Origin of the sequence: Pseudomonas sp. NPDC087804, from assembly GCF_044742965.1 — a bacterium.
In the GTDB taxonomy this organism is placed as follows: Bacteria; Pseudomonadota; Gammaproteobacteria; order Pseudomonadales; family Pseudomonadaceae; genus Aquipseudomonas; species Aquipseudomonas rustica.
Genome location: NZ_JBIUVN010000019.1, coordinates 70,630 through 85,631, shown reverse-complemented (window position 1 = coordinate 85,631; position 15,002 = coordinate 70,630). Strand labels below are relative to the sequence as shown.

Annotated in this window: 11 protein-coding genes and 1 pseudogene; 6 read left to right on the top strand and 6 right to left on the bottom strand. The window is 60.0% G+C overall.

What is annotated here, in order from left to right; translation table 11 throughout:
- Positions 1-155: 155 nt before the first annotated feature.
- Positions 156-641 carry a YajQ family cyclic di-GMP-binding protein gene (locus ACIOMO_RS20560; RefSeq protein WP_008080210.1) on the bottom strand — a complete coding sequence of 162 codons (486 nt, stop codon included), beginning with the start codon at positions 639-641 and terminating at the stop codon, positions 156-158.
- A gap of 140 nt (positions 642-781) precedes the next feature.
- Here ACIOMO_RS20560 and ACIOMO_RS20555 point away from each other — a divergent pair, with 140 nt between their 5' ends.
- The 3 genes from ACIOMO_RS20555 to ACIOMO_RS20545 are packed head-to-tail and all read left to right on the top strand — an operon-like array spanning position 782 to position 4,360.
- Positions 782-1,699, top strand: coding sequence for a putative 2-dehydropantoate 2-reductase (locus ACIOMO_RS20555; RefSeq protein WP_212548863.1), 918 nt, complete (start codon positions 782-784; stop codon positions 1,697-1,699).
- Between the two features lie 45 nt (positions 1,700-1,744).
- A complete protein-coding gene (locus ACIOMO_RS20550; protein WP_159812536.1) occupies positions 1,745-3,781 on the top strand; it encodes a PAS domain-containing sensor histidine kinase in 2,037 nt (678 codons plus the stop codon).
- 3 nt (positions 3,782-3,784) lie between these two features.
- Positions 3,785-4,360, top strand: a complete 576-nt coding sequence (locus ACIOMO_RS20545) for a cob(I)yrinic acid a,c-diamide adenosyltransferase (protein WP_400648785.1) — start codon at positions 3,785-3,787, stop codon at positions 4,358-4,360.
- Between the two features lie 120 nt (positions 4,361-4,480).
- Here ACIOMO_RS20545 and ACIOMO_RS20540 read toward each other — a convergent pair whose 3' ends face one another.
- From ACIOMO_RS20540 to secA, 4 genes are all read right to left on the bottom strand, one after another.
- On the bottom strand, positions 4,481-5,428 hold the full coding sequence (locus tag ACIOMO_RS20540) for a Nudix family hydrolase (RefSeq protein WP_401243257.1): 948 nt from the start codon (positions 5,426-5,428) through the stop codon (positions 4,481-4,483).
- Positions 5,425-6,057, bottom strand: a complete 633-nt coding sequence (locus tag ACIOMO_RS20535; RefSeq protein WP_401243255.1) for a glutathione S-transferase family protein — start codon at positions 6,055-6,057, stop codon at positions 5,425-5,427. The genes ACIOMO_RS20540 and ACIOMO_RS20535 overlap by 4 nt, the downstream gene beginning before the upstream one ends.
- 161 nt (positions 6,058-6,218) lie before the next feature.
- Positions 6,219-7,436, bottom strand: a complete 1,218-nt coding sequence (argJ, locus tag ACIOMO_RS20530) for a bifunctional glutamate N-acetyltransferase/amino-acid acetyltransferase ArgJ (RefSeq protein ID WP_053123110.1) — start codon at positions 7,434-7,436, stop codon at positions 6,219-6,221.
- Positions 7,437-7,558: 122 nt separating this feature from the next.
- Positions 7,559-10,294: a preprotein translocase subunit SecA gene (gene secA / locus ACIOMO_RS20525; RefSeq protein WP_053123112.1), complete on the bottom strand. Its 2,736-nt coding sequence runs from the start codon at positions 10,292-10,294 to the stop codon at positions 7,559-7,561.
- 307 nt (positions 10,295-10,601) lie between these two features.
- Here secA and ACIOMO_RS20520 point away from each other — a divergent pair, with 307 nt between their 5' ends.
- Positions 10,602-11,057, top strand: a complete 456-nt coding sequence (locus tag ACIOMO_RS20520; RefSeq protein WP_053123114.1) for a DUF721 domain-containing protein — start codon at positions 10,602-10,604, stop codon at positions 11,055-11,057.
- A 90-nt stretch (positions 11,058-11,147) separates the two neighbouring features.
- Here ACIOMO_RS20520 and ACIOMO_RS20515 read toward each other — a convergent pair whose 3' ends face one another.
- Positions 11,148-12,635: a helicase HerA-like domain-containing protein gene (locus tag ACIOMO_RS20515; protein ID WP_159812540.1), complete on the bottom strand. Its 1,488-nt coding sequence runs from the start codon at positions 12,633-12,635 to the stop codon at positions 11,148-11,150.
- Positions 12,636-12,821: 186 nt separating this feature from the next.
- Here ACIOMO_RS20515 and ACIOMO_RS20510 point away from each other — a divergent pair.
- Both ACIOMO_RS20510 and ACIOMO_RS20505 read left to right on the top strand, forming a co-directional pair.
- Positions 12,822-13,853, top strand: a pseudogene (locus tag ACIOMO_RS20510) (cache domain-containing protein); the annotation flags it as partial.
- 93 nt (positions 13,854-13,946) lie between these two features.
- Complete coding sequence (locus tag ACIOMO_RS20505) at positions 13,947-14,711, top strand: methyl-accepting chemotaxis protein (RefSeq protein WP_371262383.1); 765 nt, start codon at positions 13,947-13,949, stop codon at positions 14,709-14,711.
- Positions 14,712-15,002: the final 291 nt, after the last annotated feature.

Sequence of the window (15,002 nt, the reverse complement as noted above, 5' to 3'; positions counted from 1 at the left end):
CGGCACGCGAAAGATAAGCGGCAGAAACCGCCGGGGGTATACAAAATCAATGTGGGAGCGAGCTTGCTCGCGAAGGCGGTGTGTCAGTCAACTCAATGCTGAATGACATAGAGCTTTCGCGAGCAGGCTCGCTCCCACAGGTCATCTGACCGAGCTTAGTCGCGGAAGTTGTTGAACTGCAGCGGCATGCCGAATTCCTTGGCACGCAGTGCAGCGATGGCTTCTTGCAGGTCATCACGCTTCTTGCCGGTCACGCGCACTTGCTCGCCCTGAATGGCGGCCTGCACTTTCAGCTTGGCGTCTTTGATGTGGCCGACGATTTTCTTCGCCAGTTCTTTGTCGATGCCTTCCTTGAGGATGGCGTCCTGCTTCATCAGCTTGCCCGATGCATAAGCGTCCTTGACCTCAAGGCACTGCACATCGATCTTGCGCTTGACCAGCGCCAGCTTGAGGATTTCGATCATCGCTTCCAGCTGGAACCCGGCTTCAGCGGTCAGGCTCACGGTCAGGTCTTTTTCCTTGAACTCGAAGCTGCCTTTGCCTTTCAGGTCATAACGACGATCGAGTTCCTTCACGGCGTTCTCGACCGCGTTGGTGAGTTCGTGTTTGTCCAGTTCGGATACCACGTCGAACGACGGCATGTAATCTCTCCAATAAAAAGGCGCGCTCGATGAGGATGGAGCGCGCTTGGCTTGCGGTTAAAATCGGGCTCATTATAACGGGTCTTTTCCTACGAACACGGCGAGCCGCACATGCCTGTACGCAATCGAGCAAAAAACTGATGTCGACCACCTGGCACGTCCTCGGCGCCGGCAGCCTCGGCACACTGTGGGCCACGCGTCTGGCCCGGGCCGGTTTACCGGTGAAATTGATCGTGCGCGATGCCGAACGCCTGCGCAGTTATGAAGCGGCCGGCGGGCTAACGCTCGTCGAACACGGCCAGGCCAGCACGTATGCGGTGCCGGGCGAAACCGCCGACAGCCCTGAGCCAATTCGCCGACTGCTGGTCGCCTGCAAAGCCTACGACGCCGAAAGTGCCATCGCCCGCCTCGCTCCGCGCCTGACAGCGGATGCCGAACTGATCCTGTTGCAGAACGGCCTCGGCAGTCAGGACGCCGTCGCCACGCGCGTTCCGCAAGCGCGCTGCATCAGCGCGTCCAGCACCGAAGGCGCGTTTCGCGACGGCGACTGGCGCGTGGTGTTCGCCGGTCACGGCTTCACCTGGCTGGGCGATGTCACTCAACCGGTTGCGCCGATCTGGCTGGACGATCTGCAAGCCGCGAACATTCCCCACGAGTGGAGTACCGATATCCTCACGCGGCTGTGGCGCAAACTGGCGCTCAACTGCGCGATCAATCCACTGACCGTGTTGCACCACTGCCGCAACGGTGGTTTGCAGGATCATCACTGCGAAGTCGCCACGCTGTGTGCCGAACTCGCCGAGTTGTTGCAGCACTGCGGCCAACCCGCTGCCGCTGAGAACCTGCAGCAAGAAGTCGAACGGGTGATTCAGGCGACGGCGGCCAATTACTCGTCGATGTATCAGGACGTCGCCAACCAGCGCCGCACCGAAATCAGCTATCTATTGGGCCACGCCTGCAAAGTCGCCACGCGTCATCAATTGAATCTGCCGCACCTCAACCAATTGCAGCAGCGCCTCGTCGCGCATCTGCACAGCCTTGGATTGCCCAGCGACTGAGCAGCGGCTACGCTGGCCACTTGTTCCTTTGCTGCGATAAACCTGATGCCATTGCGCCAGCGCCTCGAAAACCTGCCGGTCGGCCAGAAACTGCTGGCCGCCCTGCTGGTGCTGTTGACCACTGTATTGCTGGTCGCCAACCTGACCTTTATCAGCGCCGCCTACTACATTTCCCAGGAAAGCATGGCGCCGCAGGCGTTGCAGACCATCGGCCGACTGATCGCCAACCCGAGCCTCGTCAGCGAGTCCTTGCAGTCGCCGGAGAGCGCCGAGCGCCTGCTCAAGGAGCTCGACAGCTATTCGCCATTACGCGCCGCTGCGATATATGACGGCAAAGGCGAACGCCTCGCGCAGGTGCAGCGCGGCGACAAACTGAAATTGCCGGAGCGCTATCGGCACATCGAAGCCTGGCAACTCACCGAATTTCGCAGCAACCAGTTGATCACCCTGCCCCGCCCCGGCACCGCGCCCGGCCATCTGCTGTTGGTGGCGAGCAGCGAACTGCCGATGGCGTTCTACACCGGCACCCTGACCGCGAGTCTTGGGATTCTGATTTTCAGCGTGCTGTTGTGGCTGGTGATTGCCCGCCAGATCAAACGCCTGATCACCCGGCCGATCCATCAACTGGAAGAACTCTCGCGTCAGGTCACCCGCGAAGAGAACTACGCCCTGCGGGCCTCACGCGGCAATCACGACGAAATCGGCAGCCTCGCCGAAGCGTTCAACACCATGCTGTCGCGCATCGAAGCCCGCGAACAGCAGCTCAAACGCGCCCGTGACGACTCGCAAGCCGCCTACGATCAGGCTCAAGGTCTGGCCGAGGAAACCCGCCACACCAACCGCAAACTGGAACTGGAAGTTCAGGTACGCAGCAAAATCGAGAAGAAGCTCACCGGTTTCCAGAATTACCTCAACAGCATCATCGACTCGATGCCCTCGGCACTGATCGCCCTCGACGAACAGCTCTACGTCACCCAATGGAATCAGGAGGCCAGCGCCCTTTCCGGCACACGTCTGGACGAAGCGCTGAACCAGCCGATCTTCCTCGCCTTCGAACCATTGAAACCGTTTCTGCCGCAGCTCAAGCAAACCGTCGAACAACACACGGTGGCGAAAATCGAGCGAGTGACATGGTTCAAGGACGACGAGCCGAAGCATTACGCACTGACGTTTTACCCGCTGATGGGCGGCGCCGGACGTGGCGTGGTGATCCGCATCGATGACATCACCCAGCGTTTGTCGCTGGAAGAAATGATGGTGCAGTCGGAGAAGATGCTTTCGGTCGGTGGCCTCGCGGCGGGCATGGCCCACGAGATCAATAATCCGCTGGGCGCGATCCTGCACAACGTGCAAAACATCCGTCGACGCCTTTCAGCAGATCTGCCGAAGAACATCGAAACCGCCGAACAACTGGGCATCGAACTCGATACCGTCAACCGTTACCTGCAAGGCCGCGAAGTGCCGAAACTCCTCGACGGCATTCAACAGGCCGGTGCCCGTGCGGCGAAAATCGTCACGCACATGCTCAGCTTCAGCCGCCGCAGCACTCGGGAAATGGCACCGTGCGACCTGCCGGCGCTTATCGATCAAGCCGTGGAAATTGCCGGCAACGACTTCGATCTGGCGATCGGTTTCGACTTCAAGGGTCAAGCCATTGTGCGCCAGTTCGACCCGGCGCTCGGCCCGGTGCCCGGCACTGCCAACGAGCTGGAACAAGTACTGCTCAACCTGCTGAAAAACGCCGCACAAGCGATTCATCAGCGCGAGGACGACAGCGAACCGGGGCGGATCATTTTGCGCACCAAACTCAATCCGCCGTGGGCCGAGATTCAGGTCGAGGACAACGGCATCGGCATGAGCGAGAGTGTGCGCAAACGCACCTTCGAGCCGTTCTTCACCACCAAGGAAATCGGTCAGGGCACCGGGCTTGGCTTGTCGGTGTCGTACTTCATCATCACCAACAATCACAAAGGCCAGATGGAAGTGCAGTCGGCGCCCGGTCAGGGCACCTGCTTCACCCTGCGCCTGCCGCTGGCGCCACCACCGGCCATCGCGGCTGAAATCAATCAACTACCGAGGTAACCCATGGGCTTTCGCTTGTCGAAGATTTACACGCGCACCGGCGACAAAGGCGAAACCGGCCTGGGCGACGGCCGCCGCGTACCGAAGGATCACCCGCGCATCGAAGCGATTGGTGAGGTCGATACGCTGAACAGTCAGGTTGGCGTGTTGCTGGCCGGGTTACTTGCCGAGCGCGAGGCCACTCCGGGGCTGAATGAATTGATCGAGGTGTTGGCGCCTTGTCAGCATCGCTTGTTTGATTTGGGCGGCGAGTTGGCGATGCCGGAATATCAGGCGCTGAACGCGGCGGAAATCGAGCGGCTGGAAGCGGCGATCGACGTCTGGAATGAGGAGTTGGGGCCGCTGGAGAATTTCATTCTGCCGGGTGGTTCGATGTTGATTGCGCAGGCGCATGTGTGCCGCAGCCTGGCGCGGAGTGCCGAGCGGCGCTGTCAGCATCTGAATGCGATCGAGCCACTGGCCGGGGTTGGCCTGGCGTATATCAATCGGTTGTCGGATTTGTTGTTTGTGGCGGCGCGGCTGATTGCGCGACGGCAGGGGATTGCGGAGATTTTGTGGCAACCGGCGGCTAAACCTTAGCTTTGCAGTGATTGGAAGGACGCCTTCGCGAGCAGGCTCACTCCTACAGTTGACCGTATTCCAACTGAAGGAACACGGCCCATGTAGGAGTGAGCCTGCTCGCGATGAGGCCAGTAGCCTTTACAAAGGGTCAGGCCAGAATGCGCGAATCCCCGCCACACCCTGCGCCCCAACACCCCAAGCCTTCTCGCGCTCCGCCGGGCCAACCCCACCCAACAGAAACACCGGTTTACTAAAGCCTTCGATCAACGCCGAAGCCTGCTCCCAACCCAACGGCTGCGCATCCGGATGCGTCAACGTCGGCTGCACCGGCGACAGCGTCACAAAATCCACGCCCATCTGCTCCGCCAACGCCAATTCCTCAGCGTTGTGGCACGACGCCGCCAGCCAGCGCTCAGCCGGCAACGGCCGCCCCGCCGCTGCGTATTTACGCAACTGCGCTGAAGTGATGTGCCAACCCGCCGACGGGAAATCACCGAGCCATTCAAATGGCCCTTTGATCATCAGTTGCGCCTTACCAGCACAGAGACCGGCCGCGTCCACCGCCAGATCGCGGTACTTCGGGTCGTAACCGTTCGGTGCGCGTAGCTGAATGAGTTTGATCCCGCCAGCAATCGCCTTCTGAATCCCGCGCAGCAAGGCCGGGGTTTCCAGATCTTCCGGGGTAATCAGATATTCGCCAGGCAAACGCGCGGCGGCGACGATGGGCTGGTTGGCGGCCGGGAACTCGTAGTTCGGCAAATCTTTCGCGGTCACCCAGGCCAATGGCTGGCCTTCGGCACCGTGCGGTTCGCCAGTGAATGCCGAGACTTCCCAGACATCCAGCAACACCTGCTTGTCCGGGTAATCATGACGCACTTTGATCAGCGGTCGGGCAGCGCCAACGACGATGCCCAGTTCTTCTTTCAGCTCACGGGCCAGTGCGCTTTCGACGGTTTCGTCCGCCTCGACCTTGCCGCCGGGAAACTCCCACAGACCACCCTGATGCTGGGAGTCGGCGCGGCGGGCAATGAGGATTTTGCCGCTGTCGTCACGGATGACGGCGGCGGCGACGTGTACACGTTTCACGGATTCAACTCCTCCAGTCCGGCCTGCTGCCACGCTTTGAAGGCGGGCCATTGGTAGACGGTTTCAACATAGGCTTCGTCGGCGGCCCGCAGTTTTACCTGATAGGTGCGCAGGCGCACGGCAATCGGCGCGAAGAAGGCATCGGCCAGACTGACGCGACCGAACAGGTAAGGCCCGCTCTCGGTGGCGGCGTCTCGGCATTCGGCCCACAGCGCCAGCATGCGTTCGATATCGACCTTCACTTCTGGCGGCACCGGGTTGAGCGGCGCGTCATGACTGAGGTTGAACGGCATGTGATTGCGCATGGCGAAGAAGCCGCTGTGCATTTGTGCGCAGGCGGATCGGGCCTGAGCGCGGGCGAAAATGTCGCTCGGCCAGAGTTGCTCGGACGGGAACTGTTCGGCCAAGTATTCGGCGATGGCCAACGAATCGGCAACCGTGCCGCGTGAGGTTTGCAGCAGCGGCACTTTGGCGGTCGGCGAATGCTTGAGCAGCCGCTCGCGGGTGTCGGGCTTGCCGAGCTTGATCAGTTCTTCGGTGTAAGGAGCGCCGGTCAGTTCAAGCGCCAAGGCAGCGCGCAGAGACCAGGAGGAAAGCAGTTTGTCGCCGATGATCAGGTGCAAGGACATGGGTTTGGCGCCTTTTCGTCAGGAGAATCAGGCCAGAATTTTTGGTACCTGATGGGGCGCCATCGCGAGCAGGCTCACTCCTACAGGGGATCTGTGGCGTTTACAAAACCACTGTAGGAGTGAGCCTGCTCGCGATGGCATCGACTCGGTCTCAGGTTAGATCAAGTGCGGTATTCAGCGTTGATCTTCACATACTCATGCGACAGGTCGGTGGTCCAGATGGTTTCGCTGCATTCGCCGCGACCCAGTTCGATGCGGATGGTGATTTCTTCCTGTTGCATCACTGCCGAGCCTTGCGCCTCAGTGTAGGTCGCCGCGCGCGCGCCACGGCTGGCGATGCACACGTCGCCGAGGAACACGTCGATTTTGCTCACGTCCAGATCCGGCACGCCGGCACGACCGACGGCCGCCAGAATACGGCCCCAGTTCGGGTCGGAGGCGAACAGTGCGGTCTTGATCAGCGGCGAGTGCGCCACGGTGTAGCCAACGTCCAGGCATTCCTGATGATTGCCGCCGCCATTCACTTCAACAGTGACAAACTTGGTCGCGCCTTCGCCGTCACGCACGATGGCTTGGGCCACGTCCATGCACACTTCGAACACCGCTTGCTTCAATTTGGCGAACAGCTCGCCTTCAGCGCGGGTGATTTCCGGCAGTGCAGCCTTGCCGGTAGCGATCAGCATGCAGCAGTCGTTGGTCGAGGTGTCGCCGTCGATGGTGATGCGGTTGAACGATTTGTTGGCGCCGTCGAGCATGAGGTTGTGCAGCACGTCGCGGGAGACTTTGGCGTCAGTGGCGATGTAACCGAGCATGGTCGCCATGTTCGGACGGATCATGCCCGCGCCTTTGCTGATGCCGGTGACGGTGATGGTCACGCCGTCATGCTGGAACTGGCGGCTGGCACCTTTTGGCAAGGTGTCAGTGGTCATGATGCCGGTGGCAGCGGCTTCCCAGTTGTTTTCCGACAGATCGTCCAGCGCAGCTTGCAGCGCGCCTTCGATTTTCTCGACCGGCAGTGGCTCGCCGATCACACCGGTGGAGTACGGCAGAATCTGGCTGGCATCGACGCCGGTCAGCTCAGCCAGTCTGGCGGTGGTGCGCTCGGCAGCGGCCAGGCCCGGCTCGCCGGTGCCCGCGTTGGCGTTGCCGGTGTTGGTCAGCAGATAACGCACGGCGTTCTGTACGCGTTGCTTCGCCAGAATCACCGGCGCGGCACAAAAGGCGTTCAACGTGAACACGCCGGCCACGGTCGAACCTTCGGCGCAGCGCATCACAACGACATCTTTGCGCCCAGGGCGCTTGATGCCGGCCGAGGCAATACCGAGTTCAAAACCGGCAACCGGGTGCAACGTTGGCAAAGGACCAAGACCAACAGCCATGAATGCGCTCCTTACTCAATGATGTCAGCACCGCCACGCGCAGCGACGGTGGTTTAAATGGCAAAACGCCGCGACGGCATAAGCCGGTCGCGGCGCGGGTATTTCAGCAGTGATAACGGGTTTTACTGGATCTGCCCGTGGCAATGCTTGAATTTCTTGCCCGAACCGCAGTAGCACAGTTCGTTGCGGCCCAGCTTCTGTTCGTTGCGAACCGGGGCGGCGGCGAGGGCCACATCGACCTCTTCACCGAGCAGTTCCGGTTGCTCAAGACCTGGCGCTTCAGCGTGTTCGAACTGCATGCGGGCGGCCAGTGCTTCGGCTTCCTGACGCAGACGTTGCTCTTCGGCTTCCGGATCTTCGCGGCGAACCTGAACGTGCGAGAGCACACGGATCGAGTCGCGCTTGATCGAATCGAGCAGCTCGGAGAACAGCGTGAACGACTCGCGCTTGTACTCTTGCTTCGGGTTCTTCTGGGCGTAACCACGCAGGTGGATACCGTGACGCAGGTGATCCATGGTCGACAGGTGGTCTTTCCACAGGTCATCCAGCACGCGCAGAACGATTTGCTTCTCGAAGGAGCGCAGTGCATCGGCACCGGCCTGATCTTCTTTCTCGTTGTACGCCGCCATCAGCTCGGTCATGAGCTTCTCGCGCAAGGTTTCTTCGTAGAGGTGATCGTCTTCGTCGAGCCATTGCTGAATCGGCAGTGTCACGCCGAAATCGCTGGCAATCGACGCTTCCAGACCGGCAACGTCCCACTGTTCCGGCAGCGATTGCGGCGGAATGTGTGCGCTGACGGTGGCGTTGAGCACGTCCTGACGGAAGTCGGCGATGGTCTCACCGATGTTGTCAGCGGCCAGCAACGTGTTACGCATGTGATAAATCACTTTACGCTGTTCGTTGTTGACGTCGTCGAACTCGAGCAGTTGCTTACGAATGTCGAAGTTACGGCCTTCAACCTTGCGCTGCGCCTTCTCGATCGCGTTGGTCACCATGCGGTGCTCGATCGCTTCGCCCGGCTGCATGCCCAGGGCTTTCATGAAGTTCTTCACCCGGTCAGAGGCGAAGATACGCATCAGGCTGTCTTCCAGCGACAGGTAGAAGCGGCTGGAACCGGCATCACCCTGACGACCGGCACGACCACGCAACTGGTTGTCGATACGGCGCGATTCGTGACGCTCGGACGCGATCACCTGCAGACCACCGGATTCCAGCACTTGCTGGTGACGCTTCTGCCAGTCGGCCTTGATCTGGGCGATTTGCTCAGGGGTCGGGTCTTCCAGCGAAGCAACTTCCACTTCCCAGTTGCCGCCCAACAGAATGTCGGTACCACGACCGGCCATGTTGGTGGCGATGGTCAGCGCGCCCGGACGACCGGCCTGCGCAATGATTTCAGCTTCTTTTTCGTGGAACTTGGCGTTGAGAACCTTGTGTTCGATGCCTTCCTTCTCGAGCAGTGCAGACATGTGCTCGGAGGTTTCGATGGTGGCAGTACCCACCAGCACCGGACGACCGGCAGCCATGCTTTCTTTGATGTCTGCAACGATTGCCGTGTATTTCTCTTCGGCCGTCAGGAACACCAGGTCGTTGTAGTCCTTGCGCGCCAGCGGCTTGTTCGGCGGAATGACCATGACCGACAGACCGTAGATCTGATGGAATTCGAACGCTTCGGTGTCAGCAGTACCGGTCATACCGGACAGCTTGGTGTACAGACGGAAGTAGTTCTGGAACGTGGTCGAGGCCAGGGTCTGGCTCTCGGCCTGAATGTTCAGACCTTCTTTGGCTTCGATGGCCTGGTGCAGACCTTCGGACAGACGGCGACCCGGCATGGTACGGCCGGTGTGTTCGTCGACCAGTACGACCTGGCCGTCCTGCACGATGTATTCGATGTTGCGGTTGAACAGTTTGTGCGCACGCAGACCGGCATAGACGTGGGTCAGCAGGCCCAGGTTATGCGCCGAGTACAGGCTCTCGCCTTCAGCCAGCAGGCCGACGCCGGTGAGCATGTCTTCGATGTACTGGTGACCGGCTTCGTTGAGTTCGACCTGACGGGTCTTCTCGTCAACGGTGTAGTGGCCAGCCTTGGTGACTTCGCCTTCAACTTCTTCGACGTGCAGTTCCAGCTGCGGGATCAGTTTATTGATCTCCATGTACAGCTTGGAGCTGTCCTCGGCCTGACCGGAAATGATCAGCGGGGTACGCGCTTCGTCGATGAGGATGGAGTCGACTTCGTCGATCACGGCAAAATTGAGTTCGCGCTGGAATTTTTCTTCCATGCTGAACGCCATGTTGTCGCGCAGGTAGTCGAAACCGAATTCGTTGTTGGTGCCGTAGGTGATGTCGGCGGCGTAGGCGATACGCTTCTCTTCCGGCGGCTGGAACGGCGTCACGACGCCGACGGTCAGGCCGAGGAATTCATACAGCGGACGCATCCAGTTGGCGTCACGGCGGGCCAGGTAGTCGTTCACCGTCACGACGTGCACGCCCTTGCCGGACAGTGCGTTGAGGTAAACGCCCAGTGTTGCCACCAGGGTCTTGCCTTCACCGGTACGCATTTCTGCGATCTGACCTTCATGCAAGGTCATGCCGCCGATCAGCTGGACATCGAAGTGACGCATACCCATGACACGCTTACCGGCTTCGCGGGCGACCGCAAAGGCTTCTGGCAGCAGTTTGTCGAGGGTTTCCCCTTTGGCGATGCGGGCCTTGAACTCGTCGGTCTTGGCGCGCAATTGATCGTCCGAAAGGGCCACCATTTGCTCTTCGAAGGCATTGACGAGCTGCACCGTCTTGAGCATGCGTTTGACTTCACGCTCGTTCTTGCTTCCAAAAAGTTTCTTTAACAAAGGCGCAAACATATCGGCAGGATCTTCCACACTAAAGGGATGGAGGGCGGCCCCGTGAGTCGCCCGAGCAGCCCTCATGGCCGCATGCGAACGAGCATTCTACCCGGAAACGGTGGTGAGGAAAGTGGCGATGTTCCACGATGCTGGCACTGCGCTTTGACGGGGCTCACTTAAAATAGGGGCGTTTTGCTCAACTTCAAGTCGTACGGAAAAGAAGTTAGTCGTTGATTTAATGGGTAAAGCAGGGGCAATTGCAATGGGCGAGTGAAAAGTCCGCTTTCTGCTACCATGGCGTTTCTGTTACTTCAGGTGTTCGATCATGGCATTTCGCCCTCTTACGGCCAGAGCACCCGCCGTTCTGCTTCGCGAAGCCAAACCGCTCAAGGCCATCCTCGGCCATGCCCAACGACTGGGGCATTTGCAACGCCTGCTCGAAAGCCAACTGCAACCCGCCGCCCGCGAGCATTGCCATGTGGCGTCGTGGCGTGAGGGCAGTCTGTTGCTGATTGTCACCGATGGTCATTGGGCCACGCGTCTGCGTTACCAGCAAAAGCGTTTGCAGCGCCAGTTGCAGATGTTTGATGAGTTCGCCAGTTTGACGCGGATTCTGTTCAAGGTGCAGCCGCCGACGATTCAGCGCGCGGTGGTGGGTAATACGATGGATTTGTCGACGGATGCTGCGGCGACGATTCAGGCGACGGCGGACGGGATCAGTGATCCGGGGTTGCGCGCGGCGCTGGAGCGTTTGGCGGCGCACGCTAAAGACAAGTCCTGAAGCTAGATCAAAAGATCGCAGCCTGCGGCAGCTCCTACAATTGGAAATGCATCCATCTGTAGGAGCTGCCGCAGGCTGCGATCTTTGCTTTCAGCGGCGTTTGCTGCCGCCTAATAAAGAGCCCATCAGGCCTCGTACCAATTGTTTGCCGAGGTTGTTCGCGGCTTGGCGCATCGCGGATTTCAGTGCCTGCCCGGCGGCGGTGCCGAGGAATTCTCCGGCTCTGTCGGCGAGGCTTGGCTCTTCAGCCGCAGGTTTTCCGGCAGGTGTCTCAGCCTCCGGCGCCAGGCCTTTGCGACCCATGAGGATTTCATACGCCGACTCGCGATCAATCGGCTTGTCATACCGTCCCTTGAACGGCGATCCGGCGATCAGCGTGGTGCGTTCGGTCTCAGTCAACGGCCCAATCCGCGATTGCGGCGGCGCCACCAGCACACGCTGCACCATCTCTGGCGTGCCCTTCTCTGCCAGCGTGCCGACCAGCGCCTCGCCGATCCCCAGCTCCGTCAGCACCGACAACGTATCGAACGCCGGATTCGGCCGGAAGCCGTCCGCCACCGCGCGCAGTGATTTCTGTTCCTTGGCAGTGAACGCGCGCAGACCGTGCTGGATGCGCAAACCGAGCTGCGCCAAGACGTCATCGGGCAAATCCGCCGGCGACTGCGTGACGAAATACACACCAACGCCTTTCGAACGGATCAAGCGCACCACCTGCTCCAGCCGCTCCTGCAAAGCCTTCGGCGTATCGCCAAACAACAAATGCGCCTCATCGAAAAACAGCGCCAGCAGCGGTTTGTCGGCGTCGCCGCGCTCTGGCAACTGCTCGAACAGTTCGGCCAGCAGCCACAACAGGAACGTCGCGTAAACCTTCGGCGCCTCATGCACCAGACGACTGGCGTCGAGCAAATGAATGCGCCCACGGCCATCAGCCGCCGGTTGCAGGATGTCTTCGAGTTGCAGCGCCGGCTCGCCGAACAAAGCTTCCGCGCCTTGCTGTTCCAGAGTCGCCAAACGGCGCAACAGCGCCTGACTGGAACCGGTGGTCATCAGCGCGGCGTCTTCGCCCAACAGCTGCGGATTTTCCTTGAGGTGATTGAGCAGCGCTTTCAGATCTTTCAGATCCAGCAACAACAACCCTTCGCGGTCAGCGACCTTGAACGCCGCGTACAGCGCCGACTGCTGACTGTCGGTGAGTTCCAGCAGGCTGCCGATCAGCAGCGGGCCCATTTCACTCAGCGTGGTGCGCAGTGGATGACCGGATTCACCGTGGATATCCCACAAGGTCACCGGGTAAGCCTGCGGCGTGTAGTTGAGCCACGGCATGCCGGCGATGCGTTCGGCGATCTTGCCCTGCGGGTTGGCGGCGGCACCGAGGCCGCACAAATCGCCCTTGATGTCGGCGGCGAACACCGCCACGCCGGCATCACTGAACGCTTCAGCCAGACGCTGCAAGGTCACGGTTTTACCGGTACCGGTCGCGCCGGCGATCAGCCCGTGACGGTTCGCCAGGCGCATGGCCTGGCCAATCGGTTGCCCCGTGAGATCGGCGCCGATTACGAGTTGCGATGAGTCAGGCATTTTGTCACCCATGGTTAATCTTTGATTCGCTTTGGCCGATAGATAAAACGTGAACCTGGCTGAAAAGTCGGTAGGACATTTCCCTAAGGAGAGACGGAAATATTCACGTGTACTCACCCTTGCCCATAGTGCGCGCCTTTATAAAAGCACGCCCAGGACATTAAGACCTTAGCGGAACCCCAAGCCATGAACAAAAATCTGCGCTTCAGCCATAAAATTTTGCTTGCCGCCGCCCTCATCGTCATTGCCGCTTTCGCCTCGTTTACGCTGTACAACGACTGGTTGCAGCGCAACGCGATCCGCGATGACCTGAACAACTATCTCAACGAGATGGGCGAAGTCACTGCCGGAAATATTCAAACCTGGCTCAACGGTCGCATCCTGCTGATCGAAAACGCCGCCCAGAACATCTCGATCAACCCCGAGCCCGCCAACGTCGCCAGCCTGCTGGAACAGAAAACCCTGACCTCGACGTTCATGGCCACCTACCTCGGCGACGCCACCGGCCACTTCACCATCCGCCCGGACACGAAGATGCCAGAGGGTTTCGATCCACGGGTGCGCCCTTGGTATAAAGGTGCCGAAGGCAGCAGCACCTCGACCCTGACCGAACCGTACATCGACGCGGCCACCGGCCAGTTGATCATCTCCATCGCCACCGCCTCGAAAAAGGCTGGCCAGAGTGTCGGCGTGGTCGGCGGCGATCTGAGCCTGCAATCGCTCATCGACACCCTCGCCGCCCGAGATTTCGACGGCATGGGTTATGTGTTTCTGGTCAGCGCCGACGGCAAGATCCTCGTGCACCCGGACAAGGCCTTGGTGATGAAATCACTGAAAGACGCCTTCCCGCAGGACACCCCGCGCATCAGCGGCGACTTCAGCGAAGTCACTGTCGACGGCAAAACCCGTATCGTCACTTTCGCGCCGATCAAAGGTTTGCCGTCGGTGAACTGGTACATCGGCCTGTCGGTAGACAAAGATCAAGCGTTCGCCATGCTCAGCGAATTCCGCACCTCGGCGGTGATTGCGACGGTGATCGCGGTGGCAATCATCCTTGCCCTGCTCGGCATGCTGATCCGCATTCTGATCCAGCCGCTGCACGTGATGACCCGCGCTATGGAAGACATCGCCGACGGCGAAGGCGACCTGACCAAACGCCTGACCATCGTCAATAACGATGAATTTGGTGTGTTGGGCACAGCGTTCAACCGTTTCGTCGAGCGCATTCATGGCTCGATCCGCGAAGTGTCGTCGGCCACCGGGCAAGTCAACGAAGTTGCGCTGCGCGTGGTCGCCGCGTCGAACTCGTCGATGTACAACTCGGATCAACAAGCCTCGCGCACCAGCAGCGTCGCCGCGGCGATCAATCAACTGGGTGCCGCCGCTCAGGAAATCGCCCGCAATGCCGCGCAGGCTTCGAACCAGGCCAGCGATGCGCGTGGCCTCGCCGAAGACGGTCAGCAAGTGGTGGATCGCAGCATCAAGGCAATGAATCAGTTGTCGAGCATGCTCAGTGCGTCGAGCAGCAATATCGAATCGCTGAACAGCAAAACCGTGAACATCGGCCAGATTCTTGAAGTGATCACCAGCATCTCCCAGCAAACCAACCTGCTGGCGCTCAACGCAGCGATCGAAGCGGCGCGTGCCGGTGAGGCCGGGCGTGGCTTTGCGGTGGTGGCGGATGAAGTGCGCAACCTCGCGCATCGCACGCAGGAATCGGCGCAGCAGGTGCAGACGATGATCGAAGAGTTGCAAGTCGGCGCCCGGGAGTCGGTGAGCACCATGAGTGAAAGCCAGCGTCACAGCCAGGACAGCGTCGAGATTGCCAACCTTGCCGGCGAACGTTTGAACAGCGTGACCCTGCGGATTGGCGAGATCGACGGGATGAACCAGTCAGTGGCGACGGCGACTGAGGAGCAAACGGCGGTGGTGGAGTCGATCAATGTTGATATCACCGAGATCAATACGCTGAATCAGGAAGGGGTCGAAAACCTGCAGGCGACGTTGCGGGCGTGTTCGGATCTGGAACAGCAGGCTTCGCGGTTGAAGCAGTTGGTGGGTAGTTTCAGGATTTAAGATCAAGAGCTTACCCCCTCACCCCAACCCTCTCCCCCAGGGGGACGAGGGGGAAAGGGAGCAGATCTTCAAGCCTTTCAAAACCTGAGCTCGACTCAGGTCTCTCACGTCGGCGTACCTCCAACATCCACCCCAATCAGTCCCCTCTCCCTCCGGGAGGGGTGAGGGGCTCTTCAAAACCTGAGTTCACCTCAGGTCTCTCAAGTCGGAGTACCTCCAGCATCCACCTCGGTCAGTCCCCTCTCCCTCGGGAGAGGGTTAGGGTGAGGGGCCGCTTCAGCGCGGATTCCG